The sequence below is a fragment of the Ensifer sp. GW101-20A05 genome (assembly GCF_059424735.1).
The window spans coordinates 471906-498288 of the sequence record NZ_JBWKZT010000003.1 but is presented as its reverse complement, the minus strand read 5'-3'; the positions used below and the strand labels follow the sequence as shown (position 1 = coordinate 498288).

Annotated in this window: 22 protein-coding genes, 1 tRNA gene and 1 riboswitch; of the genes, 13 read left to right on the top strand and 10 right to left on the bottom strand. The window is 63.6% G+C overall.

Annotation, left to right across the window (positions count from 1 at the left end):
* The first annotated feature begins 126 nt into the window (after positions 1-126).
* On the top strand, positions 127-2673 hold the full coding sequence (locus AC070A_RS11615) for a ligase-associated DNA damage response DEXH box helicase (RefSeq protein ID WP_162770860.1): 2547 nt from the start codon (positions 127-129) through the stop codon (positions 2671-2673).
* Between the two features lie 87 nt (positions 2674-2760).
* The gene (gene pdeM / locus AC070A_RS11610) at positions 2761-3486 is read left to right on the top strand and encodes a ligase-associated DNA damage response endonuclease PdeM (protein WP_057248128.1); all 726 of its coding nucleotides are present in this window, start codon (positions 2761-2763) and stop codon (positions 3484-3486) included.
* A gap of 48 nt (positions 3487-3534) precedes the next feature.
* On the opposite strand, the gene AC070A_RS11605 is transcribed toward pdeM, so the two are convergent.
* From AC070A_RS11605 to AC070A_RS11590, 4 genes are all read right to left on the bottom strand, one after another.
* Positions 3535-3771, bottom strand: coding sequence for an Lrp/AsnC ligand binding domain-containing protein (locus AC070A_RS11605; protein WP_034797129.1), 237 nt, complete (start codon positions 3769-3771; stop codon positions 3535-3537).
* Between the two features lie 200 nt (positions 3772-3971).
* The gene (locus tag AC070A_RS11600) at positions 3972-4772 is read right to left on the bottom strand and encodes a TIGR02186 family protein (RefSeq protein ID WP_057248127.1); all 801 of its coding nucleotides are present in this window, start codon (positions 4770-4772) and stop codon (positions 3972-3974) included.
* Complete coding sequence (locus tag AC070A_RS11595) at positions 4772-5698, bottom strand: sulfite exporter TauE/SafE family protein (RefSeq protein ID WP_057248126.1); 927 nt, start codon at positions 5696-5698, stop codon at positions 4772-4774. The genes AC070A_RS11600 and AC070A_RS11595 overlap by 1 nt, the downstream gene beginning before the upstream one ends.
* A 339-nt stretch (positions 5699-6037) precedes the next feature.
* Complete coding sequence (locus tag AC070A_RS11590; RefSeq protein ID WP_057248125.1) at positions 6038-9859, bottom strand: peptidoglycan-binding protein; 3822 nt, start codon at positions 9857-9859, stop codon at positions 6038-6040.
* Positions 9860-10344: 485 nt separating this feature from the next.
* Here AC070A_RS11590 and AC070A_RS11585 point away from each other — a divergent pair, with 485 nt between their 5' ends.
* The 6 genes from AC070A_RS11585 (at position 10345) to AC070A_RS11560 (ending at position 17560) form a co-directional block, all read left to right on the top strand.
* Positions 10345-12141, top strand: a complete 1797-nt coding sequence (locus tag AC070A_RS11585; protein WP_057248124.1) for an acyl-CoA dehydrogenase C-terminal domain-containing protein — start codon at positions 10345-10347, stop codon at positions 12139-12141.
* Between the two features lie 65 nt (positions 12142-12206).
* Entirely contained in the window at positions 12207-13415 is a 1209-nt protein-coding gene (locus tag AC070A_RS11580; protein WP_057248123.1) for an acetyl-CoA C-acetyltransferase, read from the top strand.
* A gap of 2 nt (positions 13416-13417) precedes the next feature.
* Entirely contained in the window at positions 13418-13828 is a 411-nt protein-coding gene (locus AC070A_RS11575) for a YbaY family lipoprotein (RefSeq protein ID WP_057248122.1), read from the top strand.
* Positions 13829-13839: 11 nt separating this feature from the next.
* Complete coding sequence (locus AC070A_RS11570) at positions 13840-16056, top strand: FAD-dependent oxidoreductase (protein WP_113479368.1); 2217 nt, start codon at positions 13840-13842, stop codon at positions 16054-16056.
* A 168-nt stretch (positions 16057-16224) separates the two neighbouring features.
* On the top strand, positions 16225-16653 hold the full coding sequence (locus tag AC070A_RS11565; RefSeq protein ID WP_057248120.1) for a GNAT family N-acetyltransferase: 429 nt from the start codon (positions 16225-16227) through the stop codon (positions 16651-16653).
* 73 nt (positions 16654-16726) lie between these two features.
* Entirely contained in the window at positions 16727-17560 is an 834-nt protein-coding gene (locus AC070A_RS11560; RefSeq protein WP_065372322.1) for a methyltransferase domain-containing protein, read from the top strand.
* Between the two features lie 38 nt (positions 17561-17598).
* On the opposite strand, the gene AC070A_RS11555 is transcribed toward AC070A_RS11560, so the two are convergent.
* Positions 17599-18483, bottom strand: a complete 885-nt coding sequence (locus AC070A_RS11555; protein ID WP_057248118.1) for a DMT family transporter — start codon at positions 18481-18483, stop codon at positions 17599-17601.
* A gap of 219 nt (positions 18484-18702) precedes the next feature.
* On the opposite strand from AC070A_RS11555, the gene AC070A_RS11550 reads away from it, so the two are divergent.
* Positions 18703-19284: a LysE family translocator gene (locus AC070A_RS11550; protein ID WP_057248117.1), complete on the top strand. Its 582-nt coding sequence runs from the start codon at positions 18703-18705 to the stop codon at positions 19282-19284.
* Positions 19285-19344: 60 nt separating this feature from the next.
* Here the strand turns inward: AC070A_RS11550 and AC070A_RS11545 are convergent, their stop codons facing one another.
* Positions 19345-19818, bottom strand: a complete 474-nt coding sequence (locus tag AC070A_RS11545; protein ID WP_057248116.1) for an SRPBCC family protein — start codon at positions 19816-19818, stop codon at positions 19345-19347.
* A 135-nt stretch (positions 19819-19953) separates the two neighbouring features.
* Between AC070A_RS11545 and AC070A_RS11540 the strand changes: the two genes are divergently transcribed.
* The gene (locus AC070A_RS11540) at positions 19954-20463 is read left to right on the top strand and encodes a winged helix-turn-helix transcriptional regulator (RefSeq protein WP_057248115.1); all 510 of its coding nucleotides are present in this window, start codon (positions 19954-19956) and stop codon (positions 20461-20463) included.
* A gap of 27 nt (positions 20464-20490) precedes the next feature.
* Here the strand turns inward: AC070A_RS11540 and AC070A_RS11535 are convergent, their stop codons facing one another.
* Positions 20491-21579, bottom strand: a complete 1089-nt coding sequence (locus AC070A_RS11535) for a calcium:cation antiporter (RefSeq protein WP_082615702.1) — start codon at positions 21577-21579, stop codon at positions 20491-20493.
* Positions 21580-21760: 181 nt separating this feature from the next.
* On the opposite strand from AC070A_RS11535, the gene AC070A_RS11530 reads away from it, so the two are divergent.
* From AC070A_RS11530 to AC070A_RS11520, 3 genes are all read left to right on the top strand, one after another.
* Positions 21761-22411, top strand: a complete 651-nt coding sequence (locus AC070A_RS11530; RefSeq protein WP_057248113.1) for a S24 family peptidase — start codon at positions 21761-21763, stop codon at positions 22409-22411.
* A 13-nt stretch (positions 22412-22424) separates the two neighbouring features.
* Positions 22425-23279 (top strand): thermonuclease family protein, encoded by an 855-nt coding sequence (locus AC070A_RS11525; RefSeq protein ID WP_112994407.1) that lies wholly within the window; start codon positions 22425-22427, stop codon positions 23277-23279.
* A gap of 146 nt (positions 23280-23425) precedes the next feature.
* Positions 23426-23836 carry a tellurite resistance TerB family protein gene (locus AC070A_RS11520; RefSeq protein WP_057248111.1) on the top strand — a complete coding sequence of 137 codons (411 nt, stop codon included), beginning with the start codon at positions 23426-23428 and terminating at the stop codon, positions 23834-23836.
* 143 nt (positions 23837-23979) lie between these two features.
* Here the strand turns inward: AC070A_RS11520 and AC070A_RS11515 are convergent, their stop codons facing one another.
* The 3 genes from AC070A_RS11515 to AC070A_RS11505 all read right to left on the bottom strand — a co-directional run bounded on the left by AC070A_RS11515 (position 23980) and on the right by AC070A_RS11505 (position 26208).
* Entirely contained in the window at positions 23980-24813 is an 834-nt protein-coding gene (locus AC070A_RS11515; protein ID WP_057248110.1) for a transporter substrate-binding domain-containing protein, read from the bottom strand.
* Between the two features lie 141 nt (positions 24814-24954).
* A tRNA-Gly gene (locus AC070A_RS11510) sits at positions 24955-25029 on the bottom strand.
* Positions 25030-25110: 81 nt separating this feature from the next.
* On the bottom strand, positions 25111-26208 hold the full coding sequence (locus tag AC070A_RS11505; protein WP_057248109.1) for a 2'-deoxycytidine 5'-triphosphate deaminase: 1098 nt from the start codon (positions 26206-26208) through the stop codon (positions 25111-25113).
* A gap of 74 nt (positions 26209-26282) precedes the next feature.
* Positions 26283-26361, top strand: a riboswitch (SAM riboswitch).
* The last annotated feature ends 22 nt before the right edge of the window (positions 26362-26383 follow it).

The following is a 26383-nucleotide window of genomic DNA, read 5'->3' as shown; positions in this document are numbered from 1 at the left end:
CCTTTGCCGGTGCGTCGACCGGATGCGGGGAGCGGAAGCCGCCGGCGATCCGGTTCCGAACAGGAGTCAATGTGCCGCCCGGCGGCAAGTCTTCCGGGCTTCTCTTTTGACGGATTTGATCTACCTTTGTTCTCCGTGAACAGGATCGATTCCAGCGAACCGCAGGGCGATGCCCTGACCTTGCCCGCCCCCTTTCTGCGCTGGTTCGGCGAGAAGGGCTGGCGGCCGCGCGCCCACCAGCTCGAGCTCCTGGCACGCGCCGAAGCCGGGAACAGCACGCTGCTGATCGCACCGACCGGTGCCGGCAAGACGCTTGCCGGCTTCCTGCCGTCGCTGGTCGATCTCACTCGCCGCGGCAGGATCCCGCCCGGCTCTGCCTTCGTCGGCATCCATACGCTCTACATCTCGCCTTTGAAGGCGCTCGCCGTCGATATCGAGCGCAACCTGATGAAACCGGTCGGCGAAATGGGCCTGCCGGTTCGCATCGAAAACCGCACCGGCGACACGCCCACCGCCAAGCGGCAGCGGCAGAAGCTCAATCCACCCGACATATTGCTGACGACGCCGGAACAGCTGGCGCTGCTGCTTGCCAATGGCGAGGCGACCCGCTTCTTCAAAGACCTGCGCTACGTCGTCTTCGACGAGCTGCATTCGCTCGTCACCTCGAAGCGCGGCCATCTCCTCTCCCTCGGTCTGGCGCGGCTTCGCCGGCTGGCGCCGAGCGTGCAGACGATCGGGCTTTCGGCAACGGTTTCCGATCCCATGGACCTGCAGCGCTGGCTGGCGCCACAGGAGCCGGACATGAACAACCATGCAGGGCTCGTGCTTGTCGAAGGCGGCGCCAACCCGCAGATCTCCATCCTCAAGACGGAAGAGCACGTGCCCTGGGCCGGGCACTCGGCGCGCTACGCCATTGCCGATGTCTACGCCGCGATCAAGGAGCACGGCACCACCCTGCTCTTCGTCAACACCCGCAGCCAGGCGGAGCTGCTCTTCCAAGAACTCTGGACGATCAACGACGACAATCTGCCGATCGCGCTGCATCACGGTTCGCTCGATGTCACCCAGCGCCGCAAGGTCGAGGCGGCGATGGCCGAGAACCGGCTGCGCGCCGTCGTCGCCACCTCGACGCTCGACCTCGGCATCGACTGGGGCGACGTCGATCTCGTCGTGCATGTCGGTGCGCCGAAAGGCGCGAGCCGCCTCGCCCAGCGCATCGGCCGCGCCAACCACCGCATGGATGAACCCTCGAAGGCGATCCTTGTGCCGGCCAACCGCTTCGAGGTGATGGAATGCCAGGCGGCGCTCGACGCCAACTATATCGGCGCGCAGGACACGCCGCCGGTCGGCAAGGGCGCGCTCGACGTGCTCGCCCAGCACGTGCTCGGCATGGCCTGTGCCGCGCCTTTCGACCCGCTGTCGCTTTACGACGAGATCACCAGTGCCTCGCCCTATAGGACGCTCGCCTGGGAGACCTTCGAGCGGGTGATCGATTTCGTCGCGACCGGCGGTTATGCGCTGAAGACCTATGAGCGCTACGCCCGGATCCGCAAGACCAAGGACGGGCTCTACCGCGTCTCCAATCCGCTGGTGGCGCAACAATACCGCCTGAATGTCGGCACCATCGTCGAGTCGCCGATGCTGAACGTGCGCATGGTCAAACGCAACCAGCGCGGCTCGCTCGGTCGCGGCGGCATGTCACTCGGCAAGGTCGAGGAGTATTTCCTCGAAATGCTGTCCCAGGGCGACACCTTCATGTTCTCCGGCAAGGTGCTGCGCTTCGAGGGCATTCGCGAGAACGAATGCCTCGTCAGCCAGGCCTTTACCTTTGACCCGAAGGTGCCGAGCTATGCCGGCGGCAAGTTTCCGCTCTCGACCTATCTGGCACAGCAGGTTCGCAGGATGCTCGCCGATCCGGCGCGCAGGGCGGCACTACCGGAACAGGTGCGCGACTGGCTCTCGCTACAGAAAGACGTCTCGATGTTGCCGCGCGAGGACGAGCTTCTGATCGAGACCTTCCCGCGCGGCAGCCGCCACTACATGGTCATCTATGCCTTCGAGGGACGACTGGCGCACCAGACGCTCGGCATGCTGCTCACCCGCAGGCTCGACCGCGCCGGCTTGAAGCCGCTCGGCTTCGTCGCGACGGATTACTCGCTGGCGGTCTGGGCGCTCGACGACCTCGGCGCCACCTTCAAGCTCAAGCGCGGCGCGCTTGCCGAGCTGTTCGACGAAGACATGCTCGGCGATGACCTCGAAGCCTGGCTGAACGAGTCCTTTCTTCTGAAACGCACCTTCCGCAACTGCGCCGTCATCGCCGGCCTCATCGACCAGCGTCACCCCGGCAAGGAGAAGACCGGTCGGCAGGTGACGGTCTCGGCCGACCTCATATACGACGTATTGCACGCGCACGAGCCGGATCACCTGCTGCTCGAAGCGACCCGCAACGATGCGGCAACGGGGCTTTTGGACATCGCTCGGCTCGGGGATATGCTGAAGCGAATCAAGGGCCACATCACCCACAGGCGTCTCGACCGGATCTCGCCGCTGGCGGTGCCTGTGATGCTGGAGATCGGCAAGGAAATGATCCAGGGCGAAGCGCAGGACTTCCTGCTTTCGGAGGCCGCCGACGACTTGATCCACGAGGCGATGGGCGGTCTGGATGTGGATTGATAGGAAAATGGCTTTGAGAACGAGCAGTCTAACGAATTGGGCCGGTCACTTCCGTCTCGACAGTCAGTCGCGTGCGGGATCGTGACCATGCACCGCCTCGCCCACGCCCTATCAGCTCAGACGACTGCCCCCCTCCTCCACGCCCAGACGATCGTGAACGGCGTCGTCGCGATCTGCGATCCGCTCGGCAGTCTCTACCTGCCCGAGACCGGCACGCTCGTGGTTTCCGACCTGCATCTGGAAAAGGGTTCGGCGTTCGCCCGCCGCGGCATGCTTTTGCCGCCCTATGACACGCTTGCGACGCTGCGCGTGCTGGAGGCGGCGATCGTGCGCCACGACCCGAAACTCGTCATCAGCCTCGGCGACAATTTTCACGATCGTGTCGGTTCGGCCGTGATGCCGGACGCCTTCCGGCACATGATCGCGGCGATGGCGCTCGGGCGCGAGTGGGTCTGGATCAACGGCAATCACGATCCGGATGGCGCCTTCGGGCTCCCGGGCGCCTCGATGGACGAGCTCAACCATGCGGGTCTTGCCTTCCGGCACGAGCCCAAGCGCGGCGATGCCGTTGGCGAGATCGCCGGGCATCTGCATCCGGCGGCAACGGTGGTGAGACGCGAAAGGGCCGTGCGCCGCGCCTGCTTTGCGACGGATGGCACGCGCATGTTGATGCCCGCCTTCGGGGTCACGACCGGCGGGCTAGATCTGCGACACCGGGCCATGACCGGCCTCTTCGACCGCAGCAGGCTGGTCGCCCACATGCTCGGTCGCGACCGGATCTATTCGGTCCGGTTTGCCAATCTGATTGCCTGACGCTTGGGGAAGGCGTGCGGTTCCGTCCGCACACCGCCGACCCCGTGATCAGAACGCGTTGAAGGTCAGCGTCGTCAACGAGCGCGAGATACCCGGCACCGTGGCAATGTTGTCGTTGATGAACTTGCCGATGTCCTGGCCTTCCTCGATGTAGACCTTGATGATCAGGTCGTAGTCGCCGCTGGTCGAGTACATTTCCGAAACGATTTCCTTGCGGTAGATCTCGTCAGCGACCTCGTAGGTCTTGCCGGGAGCGCACTGCAACTGGACAAAAATCGGTTTCATCGAGCTTCCTCTGTCTGTGTGGCGTCGCTTGCCGCTACTAGCGCAAGCATCGCCTTCTCGAACTTCAGCGCGCGTTCGGCGCGGCGTGTTCAGATCAACATGTTCGAGATGCCTGGGTATTTTATCCCTACAGCATCCTGCTGCCCTTTCTTTAAACGCACGCCGGGCAAAAGAAAACGCAGGGTAAGCTCCTGGCCCAACTATTCCTTGCGGAAGATCACGCTGGCACCCCAGCCGGTGATGACTGCGAGCAGCACGGCGACGAGACCGTAGAAGAGCGGTTGCTGATGCGCTGCCTGGGTAATGAACTGTTCCAGGCCAGTCTTGACGACACGCAACGGCAGCGCCTTGGCGGCGACGAAGACGCCGTCGCGAAAGAGGTAGGCGCGCACCACGTGGACGCCGTTCGGCACGTTCGCCGGCAGGCGCACCGACGCCTTGAACAGGCTCGCGCTGATAAACTGCACGCCGCCCGGATCGCGCTCGTAGACGCCGCTCGTTTCGCGGATGCGGCGAAAGGCGTTGCGGAACTCGCCGAGATTGCTGCCGTCGCCGACGAAGCCGAGCGGCACCAGCCGCATGTGGTCGACGCCGATGCCCATATTGCCCATCTCGCCGGGCGGCGCGATCGTTTCGATGTCGCGCGTGCTTGACAGCGAATAGGATTCCGGCACCAGCTCGAAGGTCATCGACCGCGTGTTTACCCAGATGCCGAAGACGCGCTCCTTCTTGCGCACCGTCGCATTGTCCTTGGGGCCTTCGAGGGACACGATGATGTTGTACCTGCCCTGGGCCAGCAGTCCCTGGTCGAAACCATCGACGGCGCCGAAGATCGTCAGATCCGCGCCGCGGAAATCCGAGGTGATGGCAATCTCGTCGGTGGAGATGCCGATCTCCAGCTTCTCGGTGAAATCGGCGTTCTCGTCCTGCAGTGCCGCATGGGTCGGAGCGGCGACGGCGAGTGCCAGAAGGGCGAGAGCTGTGCGCGCGAACCGGATCATCAGAAGCCGAGCCCCGCTGATACGACCGAATAGATATCCTTCGGCGGAATGACGAGCTCGATCGCCAGACGAATGCCGACGGCAAGGACGAGCAACGCCAAGAGCGCTCGCAATTGTTCGCCGCGCAGCTTCTGGCCGACGCGCACGCCGTATTGCGCGCCGATGACGCCGGCGATCATCAGGACGAAGGCGAGTACGATATCGACGGTATAGTTGGTCGACGCCTGGACGATGACCGTATAGGCCGAGACGAAGACGATCTGGAACAGCGACGTGCCGACGACGACGTTGGTCGGGATGCGCAGGAGATAGATCATTGCCGGCACCATGATGAAGCCGCCGCCGACGCCCATGATCGAGGTCAGGATACCGATGCAGAAGCCGAGGAAGGCAACCGGAATGACGCTGAGATAGATCTTCGACTTCTTGAAACGCATCTTCAACGGCAGGCCGTGCACCCAATTGTGCTGGCCGGGGCGACGCAGGGTCGTCGCCTCGTTCTTGGCGGCCTTGCGCATGGCGACGATGCTTTCCCAAAGCATCAGACCGCCGACAGTGCCGAGCAGCACGACGTAGAGCAGCGAGATCACCAGATCGAGCTGGCCGAGGCGGCGCAGCAGCGAAAACAGCCAGACGCCGACCGTCGCGCCCACGAGGCCACCGCAGAGCAACACCGTGCCGAGCTTGATATCGATGGTGCCGCGCCGAAAATGCGTGATCGCGCCGGATATCGACGAGGCAACCACCTGGTTGGCGCCGGTCGCCACCGCCACGACAGGCGGAATATTGTAGAAGATCAGGAGCGGCGTGATCAGGAAACCACCGCCAACGCCGAACATGCCGGAAAGAAAGCCGACGGCCGCGCCCATACCGAGAATGATGAGTATGTTCACCGACAACTCTGCGATGGGCAGATAGATCGTCACGCCGGGTCCTCGATATGCCAACGGCCCGCAATGCGGGCAAACCGGTTAGTGTGGCAAGCAATTCACCACGAATGAGGGATTATTCGAAAGGCCGGCACCTCTCCCGAGGGCGAGGCGGCTTCCGTCATGCACTCCTGCAGCGTTGCGCTTCCGCCAGGACATGCCAAGGTCACAACCGGACCTTGATTGCTGCATCAGTTCTTCCCTAGCCTGATTCCGATTAAGGAATTATGCAGCAGGCCCGACATTTCAACCTTTTCAGCCACATGGCAGACGGCTTCGCCACCCGCAACCCGTGTCGCCCGGCTCTGCGGCTTTATTACGGCGCAAGCCCAAGGGTCAGGAATTGCGCTTCAGCAATTCCTTGACCAACTGCTCGGTGATTTCGCCCGTCGGCTCCTGGCCGACCGACTTCTGGAAGGCCTTGATGGCAGCCACGGTCTTCTTGCCCATCTGGCCGTCGGGCTTGCCGGCGTCGAAGCCGTTGTTGTTCAGGATCGCCTGGATATTGCGGACCGCCTTGGTCATGTCGACGCTGGCGGTCTTGTTGGCCGGGCCGACCCAGGCATCCGGAACGTCGACCGTGTTCGCCTTGGCGTCGACCGGCTGCACCTTCCAGGCATCGGCCTTCGCCTTGGCGCTTTCGAGCTGCTCAGGCTTCATCGCCTTGGCAACTTCGTCACGCTTGGCGGCGGCATCCATGTCGCCTTCGCGGGCAGCGGCGGAGAACCATTTGTAGGATTCGGTCAGGTCCTGCGGCACGCCGTTGCCACGCGCATAGAGGACGGCGAGGTTGAACTGGCTATCGCGAATGCCGAGTTCGGCAGCCTTCGCGAACCACTTCGTTGCCTCGGCAAAGTCAGGCGAAGCATCGCGGCCACTCGCCAGCATGACCGCGAGGTTGTGCATGGCGCTGGCATTGCCCTGGCCGGCGGCGGCGAGATAGAGCGCCTTCGCCTTGGAGGCGTCACGCGTTAGGCCCATGCCTTTTTCATACATGCTCGCGAGGCGATACTGCGCCGGAACGACGCCGGCGTCGGCGGCGCGCTGATACCACTTGGCGGCTTCCGCCATGTTTTCAGGAACGCTGCGGCCTTCGCTAAAGCGGGCGCCGATTTCGTAGAAGGCAAGCGGGTCGCCGCCCTTGGCGGCCGTCACCAGGGCTGCCGGGCCGAAGCCTTCCGGCAGCACGATCTCGCTCGGTGCGGCCACCGGCGCCAGCGCGGTCGTTGCCGCGCCCTCGGCCGGAGAACTGATAAGGGCCGCACCACTGGCGGGTGCGTTGCCAGCGGGCGTCGCCTGGAACTCGGAGGCCGCCGAAGCGGTTTTCGTTTCTGCGACCGGCGCGAGCATCGGTGCCTTCTCTTCGGCCGGTGTCGCAATGGTGGTCGTCGGCACGGCCGTCGCCGGTACCGAGATCGAAGCTTCGGATACCTTCGCCGGGGCTTCAACGGAATCGACCGGTGCTGCGACTGCGATTTCGGATGCCGTGACCGGCGTTTCAGCCGGGGCTACGGCCGCGGTCTGCGGCAGAAGGCCTTCGACGATCTTGTTTTCGCGCGATTCCGGCACCGCCTGCTGCTCGATGATCGCGGCCGGCTCCACCGGTGCGGTCTCTTGCTTCTTCAGCATATTGCTGACCAGCGGATAGGACATGATCGCCAGCAGGACCGCGCCGACGGCCATGAGGATCGGCCGGCGGTGACGGGCAAAAGCGCCGCCGATGCCGGAGGTCTTTCCGCTTTGACCAACCTTGTTCAGGGTGTCGGCCTCTTCAACGGCGAGCTGGGCAGCACGGCGGGCGGCAGCGATGAAGTCCGACTTGTCGCCATCGCCAGGCTGAATACCTGCCTTGTTCATCTGCCCGGCGCGCACGCGTTCCAGGATCTTCTTGACATCGGGAACGCCGGAACCCGGCTCCAGCAGCTGGTTGGCTTCCTCGGGCGCAAGCATTTCGGAGGGATCGATCGACGGAGTCGGCTCGACGACCTGTCGGGACTGCTCCTGCTCGTGCACCGGCTCGGACCGCTTGCCGGAGAAGCGCCGGGTCAGGCCGGCGAGCAGGCCGGTGCGGGCTGCAGCGGCCGGTTCGCGCACATTTTCGACTTCAACGGTCGAGACCTGCCGGTCATCGGCAAAGGTCGTTGCCGGCTCGGCGGTCTGGGTGACCACAGCCTGATCTTCGGCCTGCAGCGCGCGGACGTTGCGCTGCAGATCCTCGTAGCGGTCATCGAGATCGTTGTCGCCGAAGGGAGCGAGTTCCGGCTGCGCGGCCCTCGGCATCTGCGCGGGTTCGCGCAGCACCGGCGTTTCAGCCCGTGCCAGCATTGCCGGCTCGCGATTTTCGATGCGCTCCAGCTTGTCGGCGATATGCACGAGGGTCTCGTGCAAAGCCTCGAAGGTGCGCGCCGTGCGCTCCTCGCTGGAGCGGCTGAGGTCCTCGAGCGTGCGAAGGTCTTCGGCAAGCGCCGAGATTGCGGCCAGATCTCCGCCGGAACCCCGCGGAGAGCCGTTCTTGGCATAGGCTTCCATCACCGCTTCGGCCGCCTGGCGAGCGGCCTCGACGATGTATTCGTCGCTGGTCGAGAGGTAGTCCTCGAGCGCGCTCATGCGGTTTTCGAAATCGACGGGCACCGCGCTCGCAGCGACGTCCGCGCGCGGCTGGCTGACCAGCGTCGACAGATTGGCGATCTGCGCTTCGAGGTTCTGCAGGGCGACACGATCATCGAACGGCGCAGCGTGGGTCTCTTCCAGACGCTGCGCGATGCCGACAAGGCGATCTTCCAGCCGGTCGAAGCGCGGATCGGAGGCCGGTTGAACGCCATGGGCGTCGAGTTCGTCGATCCGGCGTGCCAGATAGTCGAGCCGCTCGGCCAGTGTGTCGTTGACGCTGCCCTGGTCCAGGGCCTCGATCTTGCGCGAAATATCCGACAGATAATCGTTGAGATCCGACTGCGCGGTCCTGTTGCTGCGCTCCATCACCAGCGAAAGCTGGTCGAGACGCTCTTCGAGACGGGCGGCCGCCTTTTCGCCGGCGAGATCTTCGACCCGGGCGGTCAAGGCTTCCAGGCGGGCGCCGAGGCCGGAATCGTTCGGGCGCGACAGGCTGTCGATCTGACGGGACAGGTCGCCAAGCCGGCTTTCCAGCCGGTTGACGAAGCTACCGTCGAGACCCGTCGCCGTGCGACTGTTGGCAGCGATCGCGCGGCTGATTTCATCGAGCCGACCGTCGAGATCCGCAAACTGCGAAACGAGACGGCGGTCATCGGGTTGGATCTGGCGGCCCAGCATTTCGATGGCCTGGGCGACGGCGATCAGTTTGTCCTCAAGCGCGTCGACGGCCGAGCTGCCCTTCAGCGAGCCGATCTGCGACTTGATCTCGTCCAGGCGATAGGCCAGCGCCACCAGCTCGTCGTCGCGGTTCTGATCAAACGCGATCAGCCGATCCTCGACGCCGGTCCAGCGGTTTTCCATGCGGCGCATGCTGTCTTCACGCGCAAGGCCGTCGATCATCGCACGCAGTTCGTCGAAGTCGCCACGCAGCGCGTCGGCCTGGGCGGGCGAGGCCTGGCGGCCGAGCTGCTGGATGCTGTCGGCAAGACGCTGCATGTCGCCGCGCACGTCTTCGGCGAAGCTGTGATCCTGCGCCTGAGCCTTGATGCCGCGAATCTCGGACCTGAGCGAATTCATCTCGCGCGTGAGGCCATCGGTGATGTCGCGCTTCAGGTCCTGGCGCAGACCGACGAGCGCCTCGGCGATATCGTTGACGGCCAAAGACGGGCGCTGCGGCTGGCTGTGCAACGGTTGCAGGCGGGGCTCTTCGGTAAGACGGTCAGAGGCCGGACGTTCGGGAACATAGCGTTCCGGTTCGCGCGCCGACATTCGGTCGCGAAGCGGCGGGCGCTCGCGCGAAGCGCTGAGGCTGCGCTGGCGCTGCATGATTTCGGCGACGGCGTCACGGGGCGTTGCGGGTTCTCTGGCTGGTTCGCGGGCCGGAAGACGCTCGGCAGGCCTTGGCGCCACGTCGCGGGCAGCGCCGCTCATCAGGCCTTCGATCCGCGCCTCAAGTCCTTCGATGGTGCGGTTCAAAGCGTCGAGCGACGGCCGCTCGCTATAGGACTGGCTGCCTGCGCGCTGAGGATTTGATCGCGATCCATTCATGGTGTTCTTCGCCCCTGTCGTCGGCCATCCCGAAAGTCGTCACGGAAGAAAACAGCTTTCCTCACCCCTGTGGCGCTTCCGACGTGGGCAAAGCTACAACGACACGACGCCAGGACCGGTTGCAGCTTTGACCATCTCAACACGCACCTTTCACGAAACGTGGTAAATAAGCCGTTAATCTGCCCAGGATTTTTAACGATTTGGCAGGATCGTACCGTGAGCGCGGGTTGCCGGCGCCCCTTTCGGCTCCCCTGGTGCCGCGACGAAACTTCGCAGCCCGCAATTTTTGACGTTTACGCAAACGTCAAAATTTTGTAGCATCCGGCCAACGATGCGAGACCGCCCTGGAGCAGGCCGCTTTCCTGTGGAATCACTGGAAGGGAAAGATGCTCTAGAATCAAAGACGATGGCGGCGCATCCGGCATCCTGCAACCGGGCGTCGACGACGAGGTACGGCGCCCGAAGCACCAAAAGGCGAGGAAAGCATGCCCATCTACAAGGCCCCGGTCGACGATACCCTCTTCATCCTGAACGACGTGCTCGGCATCGAGCGCTACAACAACCTGCCCGGTTTTGCTGATGCGACGCCGGACATGATCGAAGCGATCGTCGGCGAGGCTGCCAAGCTTGCCGAGGAGGCCCTGTTCCCCGTCAATCTCTCCGGCGATCAGGAAGGCTGCAAGCGCCGCGACGACGGCTCGGTCAGCGTGCCCAAGGGCTTCAAGGAAGCCTTCGACCTCTACCGCGAAGGCGGCTGGCTCGGCCTCGCCGTTCCGGAGGAATTCGGCGGCCAAGGCTTGCCCTATACGCTGCATACCGCCGTCGGCGAGTACATGTCCTCGGCCAACATGGCGCTGACCATGTATCCCGGCCTCACCCAGGGCGCGATCGCGGCAATCCTCGTTCACGGTACGGACGAACAGAAGCAGGCCTATCTGCCGAAGATGGTTGCCGGCACCTGGACCGGCACGATGAACCTGACCGAACCGCATTGCGGTACGGACCTCGGGCTGCTGCGCACCAAGGCCGTTCCTGATGGCAACGGCTCCTACAAGATTTCCGGCCAGAAGATCTTCATCTCCGCCGGCGAACACGACATGTCGGACAACATCATCCATCTGGTGCTTGCCCGCATCGAGGGCGCACCGGAGGGCGTGAAGGGCATCTCGCTGTTCATCGTGCCGAAGTTCAAGCTCGATGCCGACGGCGAGCCGGGCGAACGCAATGGCGTTTCCTGCGGCGCGATCGAACACAAGATGGGCATCCACGGCAACTCCACCTGCGTCATGAACTATGACGAGGCCGAGGGCTACCTCATCGGCACGGAGAACAAGGGCCTCAACGCCATGTTCGTGATGATGAACGAAGCCCGCCTCGGCGTCGGCCTGCAGGGCCTGTCGATCGCCGAGATCGCCTATCAGAACGCCGCCAACTATGCCCGCGACCGCATCCAGGGTCGTTCGCTCTCCGGCCCGAAGGCGCCGGACAAGAAGGCCGACCCGATCATCGTGCATCCGGACGTGCGCCGCACGCTGATGACGATCCGGGCCTTCAACGAAGCCGGCCGCGCCTTCACGCTCTGGACAGCGCTCAAATCCGATATCGCCCACCGCTCCGACAATGAGGCGGACCGCCAGACGGCCGACGACATTCTCGGCCTGATGACGCCGATCCTGAAAGGCGTGCTCACCGACAAGGGCTTCGACCACGCCGTCATGGCGCAGCAGATGTTCGGCGGCCACGGCTATATCGAAGAACATGGGATGAGCCAGTACGTCCGCGATGCCCGCATTGCGATGATCTACGAAGGCGCCAACGGCATCCAGGCGCTCGACCTCGTCGGCCGCAAGCTCGGCCTCAATGGTGGCCGCGCCGTCATGGCGCTGTTCAAGGAAATCGGCGATTTCTGCGAGGAAAACCGCAGCAACGAGAAACTCTCCGCCTATACCAAGGCGCTGAAGAAGGGCCTCAACGACCTGCAGGCCGCCACCATGTGGTTCATGCAGAACGCGATGGCCAAGCCCGATAATGCCGGCGCCGGCTCGACCGACTACATGCACCTCTTCGGCCTTGTCGTGCTTGGCTACATGTGGGCAAAAATTGCCAAGACGGCTGAGGAAAAACTTGCCTCTGGCGAAACGACGCGCGCAGACTATCTGAAGAACAAGCTGATCACCGCGACCTTCTTCATGGAAAGGATCCTGCCGGAAACGGCCCTGCGCAAGGCCCGCATCGAGACCGGCGCCGACACGCTGATGGCGCTCGACGCGGCCGCGTTCTGAGCCGTTCGATTTCAAAATGTTTTGACGGGCAGCACCTGGCGGTGCTGCCGAAAGGGAGATGAGACATGACGAAAGTCTTCGTTTACGACCACGTGCGCACGCCGCGCGGCCGTGGCAAGAAGGACGGATCGCTGCACGAAGTGCCGTCCGTTCGCCTCGCCGCCAAGATGCTGGAGGCGGTGCGTGACCGCAACGACCTCGATACTTCGACCGTCGACGACATCATCATGGGCTGCGTCGATCCGGTCATGGACGCCGGTGCGGTGATTCCGAAGGCGGCCGCCTTCGAAGCCGGCTATTCCACCCGCGCGCCGGGCATGCAGATCTCGCGCTTCTGCGCCTCCGGTCTCGACGCCATCAACTTCGGCGCGGCCAAGATCGCCCAGGGTGCAGACGACATCGTCATTGCCGGCGGCGTCGAGAGCATGTCGCGCGTCGGCCTCGGCATGTCCGGCGGTTCCTGGTTCATGGACCCCTCGGTCAACCTGCCGGCCTTCTTCATGCCGCAGGGCGTTTCGGCCGATCTCATCGCCACGAAATACGGTTTCAGCCGCGACGACGTCGACGCCTATGCGGTGGAAAGCCAGAAGCGCGCGGCGCATTCCTGGGAGAAGGGTTACTTCAAGAAGTCCGTCGTGCCGGTCAAGGACGGGAACGGTCTGACCATCCTCGACCGTGACGAGCACATGCGTCCCGGCACCGACATGCAGGCGCTCGCCTCGCTCAACCCGTCCTTCCAAATGCCAGGCGAAATGGGCGGCTTTGAAGCCGTCGGCATCCAGGCGCATCCGGAAATCGAAAAGATCAACTACGTGCACCATGCCGGCAACTCGTCGGGCATCGTCGACGGCGCCGCAGCCGTGCTGCTCGGCTCCAAGGCCGGCGGCGAGAGCATGGGCCTGAAACCCCGCGCCCGCATCCGCGCCTTCGCCAATATCGGCTCCGATCCGGCGCTGATGCTGACCGGCCCGGTCGACGTCACCGAAAAGCTTCTGAAGCGCGCCGACATGAAGCTGTCGGACATCGATCTCTTCGAACTCAACGAAGCCTTCGCCGCCGTCGTGCTGCGCTACATGCAGGCCTTCGACATCCCGCACGACAAGATCAACGTCAACGGTGGCGCGATCGCCATGGGCCATCCGCTCGGCGCCACCGGTGCGATGATCCTCGGCACCGTGCTCGACGAGCTGGAGCGCCGCGATCTCAACACCGCGCTCGTCACGCTCTGCATCGGCGCCGGCATGGGCACGGCCACGATCATCGAAAGGGTCTGACGATGGACGTGATGCGCCGCTCTCTTCTCGCGCTGATGGGCCTGGGGCTGCTTGCAGCCGCTGGCTGCGTCTCCGACGAGGAAGGCAGCGACAGCTTCACGCTCACCGGTGCGATCACCAATGTCGCGAGCGGCCCGGTTCCGGCCGGCACCGTCACCATCAGGCTCGAAGAGCAAGGCGTGATGGACGTCGCTGCCAAGCTGATCGCGGAAACGTCCGTCGTCAGCGATGGCAAGGCCACCCGCGTGCCCTTCGTGCTGCAGGTGCCGAAGCCTGAACTCAATAAGGCCACCGATGCGGGCTTCACCATCCGCGTCGAGCGCGACGACCGGCTGATCGCCACCAATACCAGCAAACAACGTTACAGCGGCGGATCGAATATCTCGCTGCGCATCGAACCCATTCTCTACTGAGGGGGAGAACCATGACGAATTACACCAATTTCAAGATCGAGACCGACGCCGACGGCATCGCACTCGTCACCTGGGACATGCCTGAGAAGTCGATGAACGTCTTCACCCAGGAGGTGATGGAGGAACTCAACGCCATCGTCGACGCAACGACTGCCGACGCAGCGGTCAAGGGCGTCGTCTTCACCTCCGGCAAGTCGACCTTCTCCGGCGGCGCTGATCTGTCGATGATCAAGTCGATGTTCACCTTCCAGCAGGAAGAGAAGAAGAAGGATCCGGATAACGCCGCCCAGAAGCTCTTCGACCTCGTCGGCCGCATGACCGGGCTCTTCCGCAAGCTCGAAACCTCGGGCAAGCCCTGGGTCTCGGCGATCAACGGCACCTGCATGGGCGGCGCTTTCGAGCTGTCGCTCGCCTGCCATGGCCGCGTCGCGTCCAATTCCAAGTCGGTGAAGATCGCCCTGCCGGAAGTCAAGGTCGGCATCTTCCCGGGCGCCGGCGGCACCCAGCGCGTGCCGCGGCTCACCAATGCGCAGGACGCGCTGCAGATGATGACGACGGGCTCGTCGCTGACGTCGGCTCGCGCCAAGGCGCTCGGCCTCGTGCACGAAGTCGTCGATGCGGACAAGCTGGTCGACGCCGCCAAGGCGATGATCAAGAACGGCCTGAAGCCGGTGCAGCCCTGGGACGAGAAGGGTTACAAGGTACCGGGCGGCGGCATCTGGACGCCGGCCTCGGCCCAGCTCTGGCCGGCCGCTTCCGGGATCCTGCGCCGCGAGACCTACGGCAACTATCCGGGCGCCGTTGCCATCCTGAAATGCGTCTATGAAGGCCTGCAGGTGCCGTTCGACACGGCGCTCAAGATCGAGCAGCGCTACTTCACCGAGATCCTTCAGACGACCGAAGCCTTCTCGATGATCCGCTCGCTGTTCGTCTCGATGCAGGAGCTCGGCAAGGGCGCCCGCCGCCCGGCCGGCGTGCCGAAGTCGGAGTTCAAGCATGTGGGCGTCGTCGGCGCCGGCTTCATGGGCGCCTCGATCGCCTATGTGACGGCTGCCGCCGGCATTGCCGTCACGCTGATCGACCGCGACATGGAAGCGGCCGAGAAGGGCAAGGCCCACTCGGAAGGCCTGGTCAAGGATTCGGTCGGCAAGGGTCGCCTGACCAAGGAAGAAGGCGAAGCGCTGCTCGCCCGCATCACGCCTTCGGCCGATTACAACGACCTGAAGGAAGTCGGCCTCGTGGTCGAAGCCGTCTTTGAAGACCGCCAGGTCAAGAAGGATGTCATCGAGAAGGTGGAGGCGGTGATCGGCGAAGACACGATCTTCGCCTCCAACACCTCGACACTACCGATCACCGGCCTTGCCAAGAACTCGAAACGCCCCGGCCAGTTCATCGGCATCCACTTCTTCTCGCCGGTCGAAAAGATGATGCTGACCGAAGTGATCCTCGGCAAGGAGAGCGGCGACAAGGCGCTCGCTACGGCACTCGACTACGTCGCCGCGATCAAGAAGACGCCGATCGTCGTCAACGACACCCGCGGTTTCTATGTCAACCGCTGCGTCTTCCGCTACATCCACGAAGCCTATGACATGCTGATCGAAGGCGTGCCGCCGGCGATGATCGAGAATGCCGCCAAGATGGCCGGCATGCCTGTTGGACCGCTGTCGCTCAACGACGAAGTGGCGATCGACCTCAGCCAGAAGATCCTCAAGGCCACCGTCGCCGACCTCGGCGAAAAGGCCGTCGATCCCAAGCACATGGCGCTGATCAACAAGATGGTCGACGACCTCGACCGCCGCGGCCGCAAGAACGGCAAGGGCTTCTACGAGTATCCGGCGAAGCCCGCCAAGAAGTATCTGTGGCCGGAGCTGAAGACGCTCTACCCGCAAAAGAACGCCGACAAAATCGACATCGAAGTGCTGAAGCAGCGGTTCCTGGCGACGATCGCGCTTGAAGCCGCCCGCACCATGGAAGAGGGCATCGTCACCGATCCGCGTGAGGCGGATGTCGGCTCGATCCTCGGCTTCGGCTTTGCCCCCTACACGGGCGGCACGCTCTCCTACATCGACGGCATGGGCGTAAAGGCCTTTGTCAAGATGTGCGACAAGCTTGCCAAGGACTACGGCAGCCACTTCAAGCCGACGGCGCTCTTGCAGGAAATGGCCGAGCGCGGCGAGACCTTCTACGGTCGCTTCGACCCCTACGGCGAGAAGAAGCAGGCGGCGTAAGTTCCGCGCATCGAATTGGAAGCAGGCCCCTCGGGGCCTGTTTTCGTTTGGGCGACGGCTCGTCCAAGGCTCATGGCCTAACGCAGCGCCCGCATTCGCGTGACCATCAAGTTGTTATGGTTGCGATGTTAGACCTATTCGGGTTGAAGCCGCGCAAGTGATGAAGCCATGAACAAAGTCCTGCTCCGCCCCGCGATCGCCGGCGACGAACCCTATCTGCACTGGCTGGAAGAGGCCTGCATGCGCGACTATGCCATGGCGCTCTGGGGCAACTGGCGGCCGCGTCCGGCGGATGCGCTTATCCTTGACGAACATCGCATCATCGTTGCGAACGGCGAGGATGTCGGCTGCGTCTCGGTCACCGTGCGCAACGACCATGTCTGGGTCAACAAGCTCTATGTGGCGCCCGGCCATCAGAAACGCGGCAATGGCGCGATCGCGCTCAGGCAGGTGCTCGGCGAAGCAAGGGCGGTTGGCCTGCCCTTGCGCCTCAGCGTCCTGGCCACCAACCCCGCCGTCGCCTTCTACCGACGCGAAGGTCTCAGCATCTACGAGGAGACCGCAGAACGGCGCTTCATGTCGTCGCAGGTGCGTTAAGGCTACTTGCACCTCCCGATTGACGGCCTCCCTGCGCGGGCGCATGCTCGCCGGGATCAGAGGGGGACACGCCATGAGCGAGCCTGATCTCTATCTGCTTGGGCGCGCCGGGCCCGAGGAAGAACGCCTGAAGCGACAGATCGCCAATCTCGCCCCAGATTCCGACCAGCAGCTCGAACGGGTCGGCATCCAGCCAGGCGAACACGTCATCGATCTCGGTTGCGGTCCCGGTGGTGTGCTGCACCTGCTTGGCAAACGCGTGGGGCCCACGGGCTCCGTGCTCGGTATCGAGCGCGACCCGCACTTCGTCGAACTTGCGCGCCGTTTCGTCGCCAGCCACGCCCTGCCCCAGGTGGAGGTGCGCGAGGGCGACGCCTATGCGACCGGCCTGCCGCGCCGCTCCTTCGACGGTGCCCATATGCGGCTGGTGCTCGTCAACGTGCCGCGGCCGGAGCTCATCGTGCTCGAAATGGTGTCGCTGGTAAAACCCGGCGGCTGGATCGCGAGCTTCGAGGCCGATTTCCTGGCGCATGTCTGCGACCCGCCGCTTGCCGCCTGGGACCGGCTGCTTGCCGCCTATATCGCCTATTCGGCGGCCAGAGGCATCGACCTCCATATCGGCCGCCGCCTGCATCGGCTGTTCCGGGAAGCGGGTGTCGAGGCAATTTCCGTCGACGCCGTCGCACATGTCTACCCGCCTGGCCACGACCGCCGGCCGATCTTTAAGGATTTCATCAACAATGTCCGAGACGGTCTTGTCGCCGAGGGTTTCATCGACAAGGCCCAACTGGACGACGATCTCGCCGCACTCGACCGCCACCTGGCCGACCCGAACGTGCTTGTCACGTCCCATCTGTTCTTCCGGCTGACCGGCCGCGTGCCTGAAGCCCTCGTCATCAAGGCCTGAAGCGGCGTTCCATCGGGGCCGTACCGCTTCGATATCCTCTAAGCGGCAGCACCGGCGCGACGGTGCGCCAGGCGTTCGCCGACGATGATCAGCAGACCGGCCGCGAAGATCAGGCCGGCGCCTGCAAAGACATTCATGGCCGGCACGTCGCCCCAGATCAGGAAACCGAGGCCGAAGGCCCAGACGAGCGAGGTGTATTCGAAAGGCGCGATGACGGAGATCGGTGCTCGGCGCATGCCCTCGAACAGCGCATACTGCCCCGCGCCGGCAATGACGCCCGTGCCGGCCATCAGTGCCACGTCGAAGAGCGCCGGCGGCGTCCAGAAGAAGCCGACCGCAAGCCCGGTCATGGCGATGAAGAAGACGTTGGAGATGGTCATCTGCACCAGGGTCGTTTCCTGCAGCGCGGTCTTGCGCAGCATGACGGTGCCGATCGCCCAGAAGACGGCGGCGGTGAGCGCCAGGAACACCGGCAGCGACAGCTTCATGCCGGTGCCGAGCGGGTCACAGGCGATGAGCACGCCGACGAAGCCGATGAAAACGGCGAACCAGCGGATCGGCGGCACATCTTCCTTCAGGATCGGCACGGCAAGCAGCGTCACGATGATCGGCGCTGCATAGTAGAGCGTCGTCATCTCCGCGAGGCCAAGATCGCGCGCCGCGTTGAAATAGGAAAGCCAGGCCGCGAGCAGCAGCAGGTTGCGCACGAAGAGCGGCTTGATCACCGGAGATGAGATGGCGCTGCGCACCAGCTTGCCGCGGCCGATGACGAGGCAAAGCACGAGAATGGTGATGCTGCGGGTAAACAGGATCTGCCAGACCGAATAGCCGACGACGAGCCATTTGACCGACGCATCCTGCAACGAGAACAGGAAATAGGAAAACGTCGTCATGACGATGCCTGACAGTACGGTCTTGTTCATGGGAGGCCTCGATCGCGCCGGCGGGAGAGAAGCGGCAGCGTCCCGTCTGATAGCGCGGCCGCGACACACGCGGAAGAGGCATTCCCACGGACACGTGTGGCGATTTCTTGCGGGTAGATTCCGGTACTATCGGGCGCCACGCTTGATGGAGATCAAGAGCGGACGCTTGCGCGGCTGGTAGAAGACGGCGATAACGGCCACAAAACCAGGTTCAACGACATGCAGCCGCTCACCTTCGCCCTCGCCGCCCTGATCCTGCTCGCAACGCCGGGGCCGACAAACACGCTGCTCTGGCTGTCCGGCGCCTCTGCCGGTTTCCGCCGTTCGCTGCCGTTGCTCACCGGCGAGCTCGGCGGTTATCTCGCCGTCATCATCCCGGCCGTAGCACTATTGGCGCCATTCCTTGCCGCCCATCCGCAGCTCGGCCTTGCGCTCAGGCTCGTCGCCGCCTGCTGGGTTCTCTACCTCGCCTATGCGCTCTGGACCACCGATGCCGAGCGCAGCGAAGGTGTCGTCATCTCCATCCGCCAGGTCTTCGTTACGACGCTGCTCAATCCGAAGGCGCTGATCGTCGCCCTGGTGCTCTTGCCACAGACTGGACTGGCCGCCGTCTGGCCCTGGATCGCCGGCTTCTCGCTGCTGGTCGTCGCCGCCGGATCGACCTGGATCGGCGCCGGCGCCATGCTGGTGCAGATGTCGAAGGGCTTGTCGGCCTCGCATCTGCCGCGACGGATTGCTGCCGTTTGTCTCACCCTTTTTTCGGTGGGCATCGCCGGCAGCGCGATCGCGGCCATGCACTGAGACCCTCCGGAGACAGAAAGGTCTCGGGGGTTCAATGCGCTCACGAGACCGATTGCTGCGTCACGCAGCAACAGCCGCTTCGCCGAGTTCCTCTGCCAGTGCCACACCGATCAATTGTTGCCAACCGTCGCGCCGGTATTCGAGCTTGTCGAGCCCGTCGAGGAAGGCAACCTGTTCGGTGAAGACGAGGCGCGTACCGTTGCCTTCCGGCTGAATGTCGACGGTCGCGACGGACGCCGAGATCCTCTTGTCGTTCTCAGCCATCGTGTAAGCAAAGATGATCCGGCGGTTCTCGACGATGTCGAGATAGATGGTGTCGTCATGATAGATCGTTTCGCCGTCCTGGCTGAAGCGACCGCTCTCGCGACCGCCGACGCGGAAGTCATGGCTGAATTCGGCCACCGGCCCGTCAGCACTGACGAACCAGCGTTCCTTCGCAGCCGGCTCGGAGAAAGCCCTGAACACCTGTCCCGGCGTCGCCTTGAAGCTGCGCTCGATGGTGAAGCTCGCATGTTCCACGGATCTGTCGGTCATGTTCTCTCTCCTCTGATGTTCGAATACCGCTGGCCTTTGCCTAACTGGTTTCATTTAAAAACTGCTCTAATTTTGAAAGCAGTTGCACGATAGCCTCACTGATGCGATAATGCAAGCGGTTTTGAAGAGGTGCCAATGAAGGACGACATTCGCTCGGGTTGCCCGATCAATCTTTCGCTCGAAGTGTTCGGCGACAAATGGAGCCTGCTGATCATTCGCGACATGATCTTCGGCGGTAAACGGCACTTCCGGGAATTGCTGCGTTCCCAGGAGGGCATCTCGTCCAACATCCTGGCGGATCGGCTGAAGATGCTGGTCGAGCAGGGCATGCTGACCAAGGCGGACGACCCCACGCACAAGCAGAAGGCGATCTACAGTCTCACGGAGATGACGATCGCGCTGGTGCCGATCATGGCCCAGCTCGGCGCCTGGGGGCGGCGCTATCTGCCGGTCAGCGAAGAGCTCAGTATTCGCGCCGAGCAGATGGAAAACGGCGGTCCGGAACTCTGGGACCGCTTCATGGACGAGTTGCGACACGATCATCTCGGCGCGCTGCTCGATGGTCCGCCGCGGGTGCGCGCTACACTGCAGGCAGCCTATGAAGAGGTGGTGGCAAGAAAGGCACGCGAAAAGGCGACGGCCTGAGGCTATACGAACAGGCACTTCATCCGCTCAGAGCCCGATCACAGACAGCATGACGAAGGTCGCGAACAGCACGAAATGAGTCATGCCCTCAATGGCGTTGGTCTGGCCGTCGTTGAGGTTGATCGCGGCCACGATCAAAGTGACCGCCACCATCACCGTCTGCACCGGCGACATGGCCATCAGGAAGGGCTGGCCGGTATAGAGCGCGATCGCCTCCATGACCGGCACCGTCAGGATGACCGTCGAAAGCGATGCCCCGAGCGCGATGTTGACGACCGCCTGCATGCGGTTGGCGAGTGCCGCCCGCATCGCGGTCATGACTTCCGGCGAGGCAGAGATCACGGCAACGACGATGGCGGTCACCGCCGGCGGGGCGCCGCTCCCCTTCAGGCCCGAGGTCAGCAGCGACGACATCACTTCCGCCAGCACGCCGATCAACACGATGCCAAGGATCAGTATCACGATCGACGGCAGCACCGGCTGATCCGGCCCACCCTGTATCGCGCTCCCCTCGCCCTTCGCCTTCGGATAGCTGTAGCTGAAGAAGTAGCTGTGCACCCCCACCTGCATGCGCAGGAACAGGGCATAGAGGGTGATCATCGCGCCGATGGTGAAGGCCGAATAGAGATGCCATCTCGCCGCCGGCACGAACTCCGGAACGACCATCGAGATGCCCATCGCCGTCAGAATCATGACGCTGTAGGTGCGGGCGGAATCGTCGTTATAGGGCTGCTCTCCATGTTTCAGGCCACCAAGCAGGGCGGCGAGGCCCAGGATGCCGTTGATATCGAGCATGACGGCCGCATAGATCGTGTCGCGCACGAGCGTCGGCGAGGTCTCGCTGGTCATCATGATCGCCAGCACGACGACCTCGACCAAGACCGCCGAGAGCGTCAGGATCATCGTGCCATAGGGATCGCCGACCTTGGACGCCAGCACCTCGGCATGGTGCGACACGCGCAGCGAGGCGAGCACGATCGCCACCACGAGACCGGCGGCACCGAGAAGCGTTGCCAGGCGCCCCATTTCGAGAAGCTCATGCTCCAGCGCGATCCCGGCAATCGCCGCAGCGAGGGCCACGAACAGCAGACGCTCCGATCTCATGCGCGCCAACAAACGTTCCCTCCGATGAAAGCCTGTCCTGCCCGTCACGCGAACTATAGGGGCCGCCGCCCCCAAAGCAAATGACGGAGAAAGGACTATTTTCCTTCGGATTCTTTACCGGTACTTCGCGTTTCGATAGTGTGGTGTCGAACAAACCCAGCAAGTGGCCGCCTGTTCGGCCCGGACCTTTCGCATGTTGTCTCACGGCACGATCTGGCACGCCATCGATGCATTGGCCGAGCGCAATCAGCTCTCGCCTTCCGGTCTCGCCCGCCGCGCCGGGCTCGACCCCACCTCCTTCAACAAGTCCAAGCGCCACTCTGCCGACGGGCGGGAACGCTGGCCTTCGACGGAATCGATCGCCAAGGTGCTCGAGGCGACCGGCGCCACGATGGACCAGTTCACCAGCCTGTTGAGCCCGAATGACACTCAGGCCACCCCGGCGACTGCAAGTGCCGCGATCCCGCTGATCGGCTTCGCCCAGGCGGGTGCCGGCGGCTTCTTCGACGACGGCGGTTTTCCGGCCGGCCAGGGCTGGGACGTGATCGACTTTCCAACAGTGGCGGAACGCCGGACGGGCATCTACGCGCTTGAGGTGCAGGGCGATAGCATGCTGCCACTGTACCGCGACGGCGACACCCTGATCGTCGATCCGGGGGCGCAGGTTCGGCGCGGCGACCGCGTCGTGGTCAAGACACGCGAAGGCGAGGTCATGGCGAAGGTCCTGACACGCCAGACGCCGCGCACGATCGAACTCCTTTCCCTCAACCCGGAGCACCCGAACCGGGGCTTCGAGATCAGCCAGATCGAATGGATCGCCCGGATCATCTGGGCCAGCCAATAGGACGTTCTTCCTGATGCGGCAGCATTTATACTCCCTTGCCGGCGGCATCGCCGCGATCGCGCTTTTCACCGGCATCCTCTACGCGGGTGCAGCCGCCATTCGCGACCGCGAGAGTGCCGCCACGCCGGACTTCGTCCTCGAAACGCCCGACATGACGGAAATCGAGCCGGCGCCGGATGACGCCGAAACGGATGATAACGTACCGCTCGACTTGGGAACACCGACCGACGGCACCGCGCAGCCCGGTGCGGTTACGACCGGCGATCAACCGCAGACGTCGACGACGGAAAACGCCGCACGCGCCATCGAGCCGCAACAATTCGGTCTGCCCGACACCGTCACCGGCGCGCCGCTCGAACGCGCGGAGCCGCGTGCCCCGCTGTCAGAGCCGGAGAAGCAAGCGAAGGCGACCGCCGGGCCGACCATCCTCTATCGCCCCGTGGCGATCGCCGCCGGTGTGATCCAGTTCGACAAGCTCACGCTGCAGATCGATGGCATCGAGCCCGAGCAGGCAGAGAGAACCTGCGAAACCGGGGGGAAGAGTTGGCCCTGCGGCATCGTCGCACGGACGGCCTTCAGAAACTTCCTGCGCGCACGTGCGGTCAGCTGCGACATGCCCGAGGGAAGCGCCGGCACATCGGCCACTGCTTCCTGCTCTCTCGGTGGACAGGATCTCGCAACCTGGCTCGTCGACAACGGCTGGGCGACGCCGGTACCCGGCTCGCCGCTGAAGAAGCGGGCCGACGCCGCGCACCAGGCGAAGCTCGGCTTCTATGGCGAAGATCCGCGCGACCTCAGTCACACGCCGATGACGTTTGACGACCCAACGCTCGGCACCGGGATGGACGAGCCGCAGCCGGACTTGTAAACAGCCGCGGCAATTCCCAGCTCTCAACCGTCCAGATCATCTGATCGTTGAGACAGTGAGATGATCCAACTCTTTGAAACTATGCAATTCCGGATGAAAAACCGCTTCACGCCGTTCCCGGAATTGCGCTACCGCTGGAAAGACCCATGCTGCCAAGCCTCAGCCACCACGAAGCGCTCATCTATGTCATGGTGATGATGTCGGCGGTCGACCGCGAGATGAGCGACGACGAATTCACCCGCATCGGCCGGCTGGTGCAGTTCCTGCCGGTCTTCGAGGGGTTCAACGAGGATCAGCTCGTCCATATCGGCCACGAATGCTCCGCCCAGCTCGCGGCCCCCGAGGGGTTGGACATCGCTCTGGAAATCGTGCGCGAGGCGCTTCCGGAAAAGTTCCATGAGACGGCCTACGCACTTGCCGTCGAGATCGCCGCCGCGGACCAGCGCATTCGCAACGAAGAGATCCGGCTGTTGCAGTTGCTGCGCGACCGCCTCGGTCTCGACAAGCTCACCTGCGCCGCCATCGAACGAGGGGCGCTTGCCCGCTTCCGCCGGTAGCTCATCATTTCCTGGCGTTCACGCCAAGCTGTCTACAGCGCTGCGCGTCTTATCAGACGCGCAAAGGTCGCTGTAGCACTTTGAATTGCTGCATGTTTTTGACCTTTGACCGGGTACGATTAAAGGAAACATGCAGTGGGCGCTCAATAGATGCCGTTGGGGAAGTAGCGCAGGTAGATTTCCTCGAGCCGGCCGCTGCGCGAAAGCGCCAGCAGCGCGTGGTCGATCGCCTGGGTCAGCGCCGGTTCGGATTTGCGGTTCATGATCGTCAGGCCTTCACCGAGAAAGCGTTGCGAGAAATAGGCACCATCGACGAGTGCGCAGCAGCCCCCGGCAGTCGTGCCTGAGATCCAGAAGGAAAGCTGCAAACCGTCGGAAAAGACCGCCGGCACCTCACCCTTCTGCAGTGCCGTGAGCATGGCATCGCGATCTGGGAAGACCTTGGCCCCGATACTCGGGAAGAACGCCTTGAACATGGCCTCATGGGTGGTGCCCGCCACGACACCGACCGTTTTTTTCCTGAGGTCCTTCGGACCCGTCACGGCGCCGGCCGCCTTGGTGTTGATGGCCAAGCGGGCCGGAAGCCGCATGAAGGCGCGCGAGAAGCCGAAGCGCTGGCGCAGTTCCGGGCCGACGGCGATACCGGCGGCAACCGCTTCGCCCTGCCCCTGCTCCAGCGCCGGCAGCAGTTCCGCATAGGTCACTGCCTGGATCTGGCATTTGGCTTCGATGTCGAGCTCGCGGCAGATCTCGCGCACGAGATCGACGTGAAAACCGGAGAGCTTGCCGGACTGATCGATGAAGTTGAACGGCGGAAAGTCGACCGTCGTCAGGAAGCGCAAGCGCGCAAGGCCCGTGAGATCGGGCTTGGCGATGCGTTCGCGCGCATCGAACAGAATGGGCAGGTCCCTGGGCTGGGCCGCAAGCGGCGTTGCGATCAGGGACGCGCAGAGAGCGAACAGGGAAAGAAATCTCATGGGCAGCGGGCCGGCACGGTTCTTGTCTCAGGGGCGGCGCTTGGAACCGCGGGATGATTCATCGAGCGGTAAAGTAACCGTCCGCAAGGCAACTGGCCATAGGTCTCGCTCGAACGAGGCAAAAGAGGCTTCAGGAAGGATTGGAGCGGGTGATCGGGATCGAACCGACGACATCAAGCTTGGGAAGCTGGCGTTCTACCACTGAACTACACCCGCGATGCCTGCGAAATTTCCCGAACCGGGACGATCTGTCAAGGACCCTTGCGCGGTATCGCACGAGGGTCCCGTGCAAAATCCCTACTCGGCGCGGAAATGTTTCGAAAGCTTCAGGCCCTGGGCCTGGTAGTTGGAGCCGACGCCGAGGCCGTAGAGACCGTCAGGACGCTCCAACATGTGTTCATAGATCAGGCGGCCGACGATCTGGCCATGTTCGAGGATGAACGGCACCTCGTGGCTGCGCACTTCCAGAACGGCGCGGCTACCGCTGCCACCGGCAGAGGCATGGCCGAAGCCGGGATCGAAGAAGCCGGCATAGTGCACGCGAAACTCGCCCACCAGCGGATCGAACGGCGTCATCTCGGCCGCGTAAAGCGGCGGCACATGCACCGCTTCGCGCGAGACGAGGATGTAGAACTCGTCCGGATCGAGGATCAGCTCGTCGCGTCCGCGGCTGTAGAGCGGCTCCCAGAAATCGAAGATCTTGTGCTGCGCCTTCTTGTCGACGTCGATGACCGCGGTGTGGTGTTTGCCACGGTAGCCGATCAGACCCTCCGGACCGGTGCCCTTGAGGTCGATCGACAGCGCAATGCCGCCGCCGCTGACATTCGGGCGTTCGCTCGCCACCAGCACGTCGCTTTCATGCAGCGCCAGCAGCTCCTGTTCGGAGAGCAGCGACTGGCCCATGCGGAAGCGGATCTGCGACAGGCGCGAACCACGGCGCACGACGATCGGGAAGGTGCGCGGACTGATTTCGAGATAGAGCGGACCGCTATAGCCGGCAGGAATCTTGTCGAACTCCTGGGCGCGGTCGGTGATCACGCGGGTGAAGATGTCGAGGCGGCCGGTCGAGCTTTTCGGATTGGCCGAGGCCGACATGCCCGCAGGCAGCGCCAGGCTCTCCATCAACGGCACGATGTACACGCAGCCGGTTTCAAGCACGGCACCGTCGGTGAGATCGACGACATGCAGCTTCAGCCGGTCGAGCTTGTCGGCGACGAGGTGGGACGGGCCGGGCATGAAGCTCGCGCGGACGCGGAAAGCCTTGGCGCCAAGGCGCAGGTCGAGGCTTGCCGGCTGGATCTGATCGTCATCCAGCGGCCTCTCGCTCTTCAGGCGCCCCGTTTCGAGCAGCGCGGCGATCGCGCGGTCGGCCAAAATCCCAGTATCGCGGGCCATTGCAGTCCTCTTTCCAGTTGCGAGACAAAACCAAACTCCGGGAATTGACGCAAGCGCACCCTAGCAGTATTGAAGCTTTATCCCGTGGTGATTTGGCCGGTCGGCTTGCAGCCACGTTAAACAAGTAGCTAAAAAGGCCGGGTGTCAAACCGGCCCATTTTTGCGGCCGGTTTTT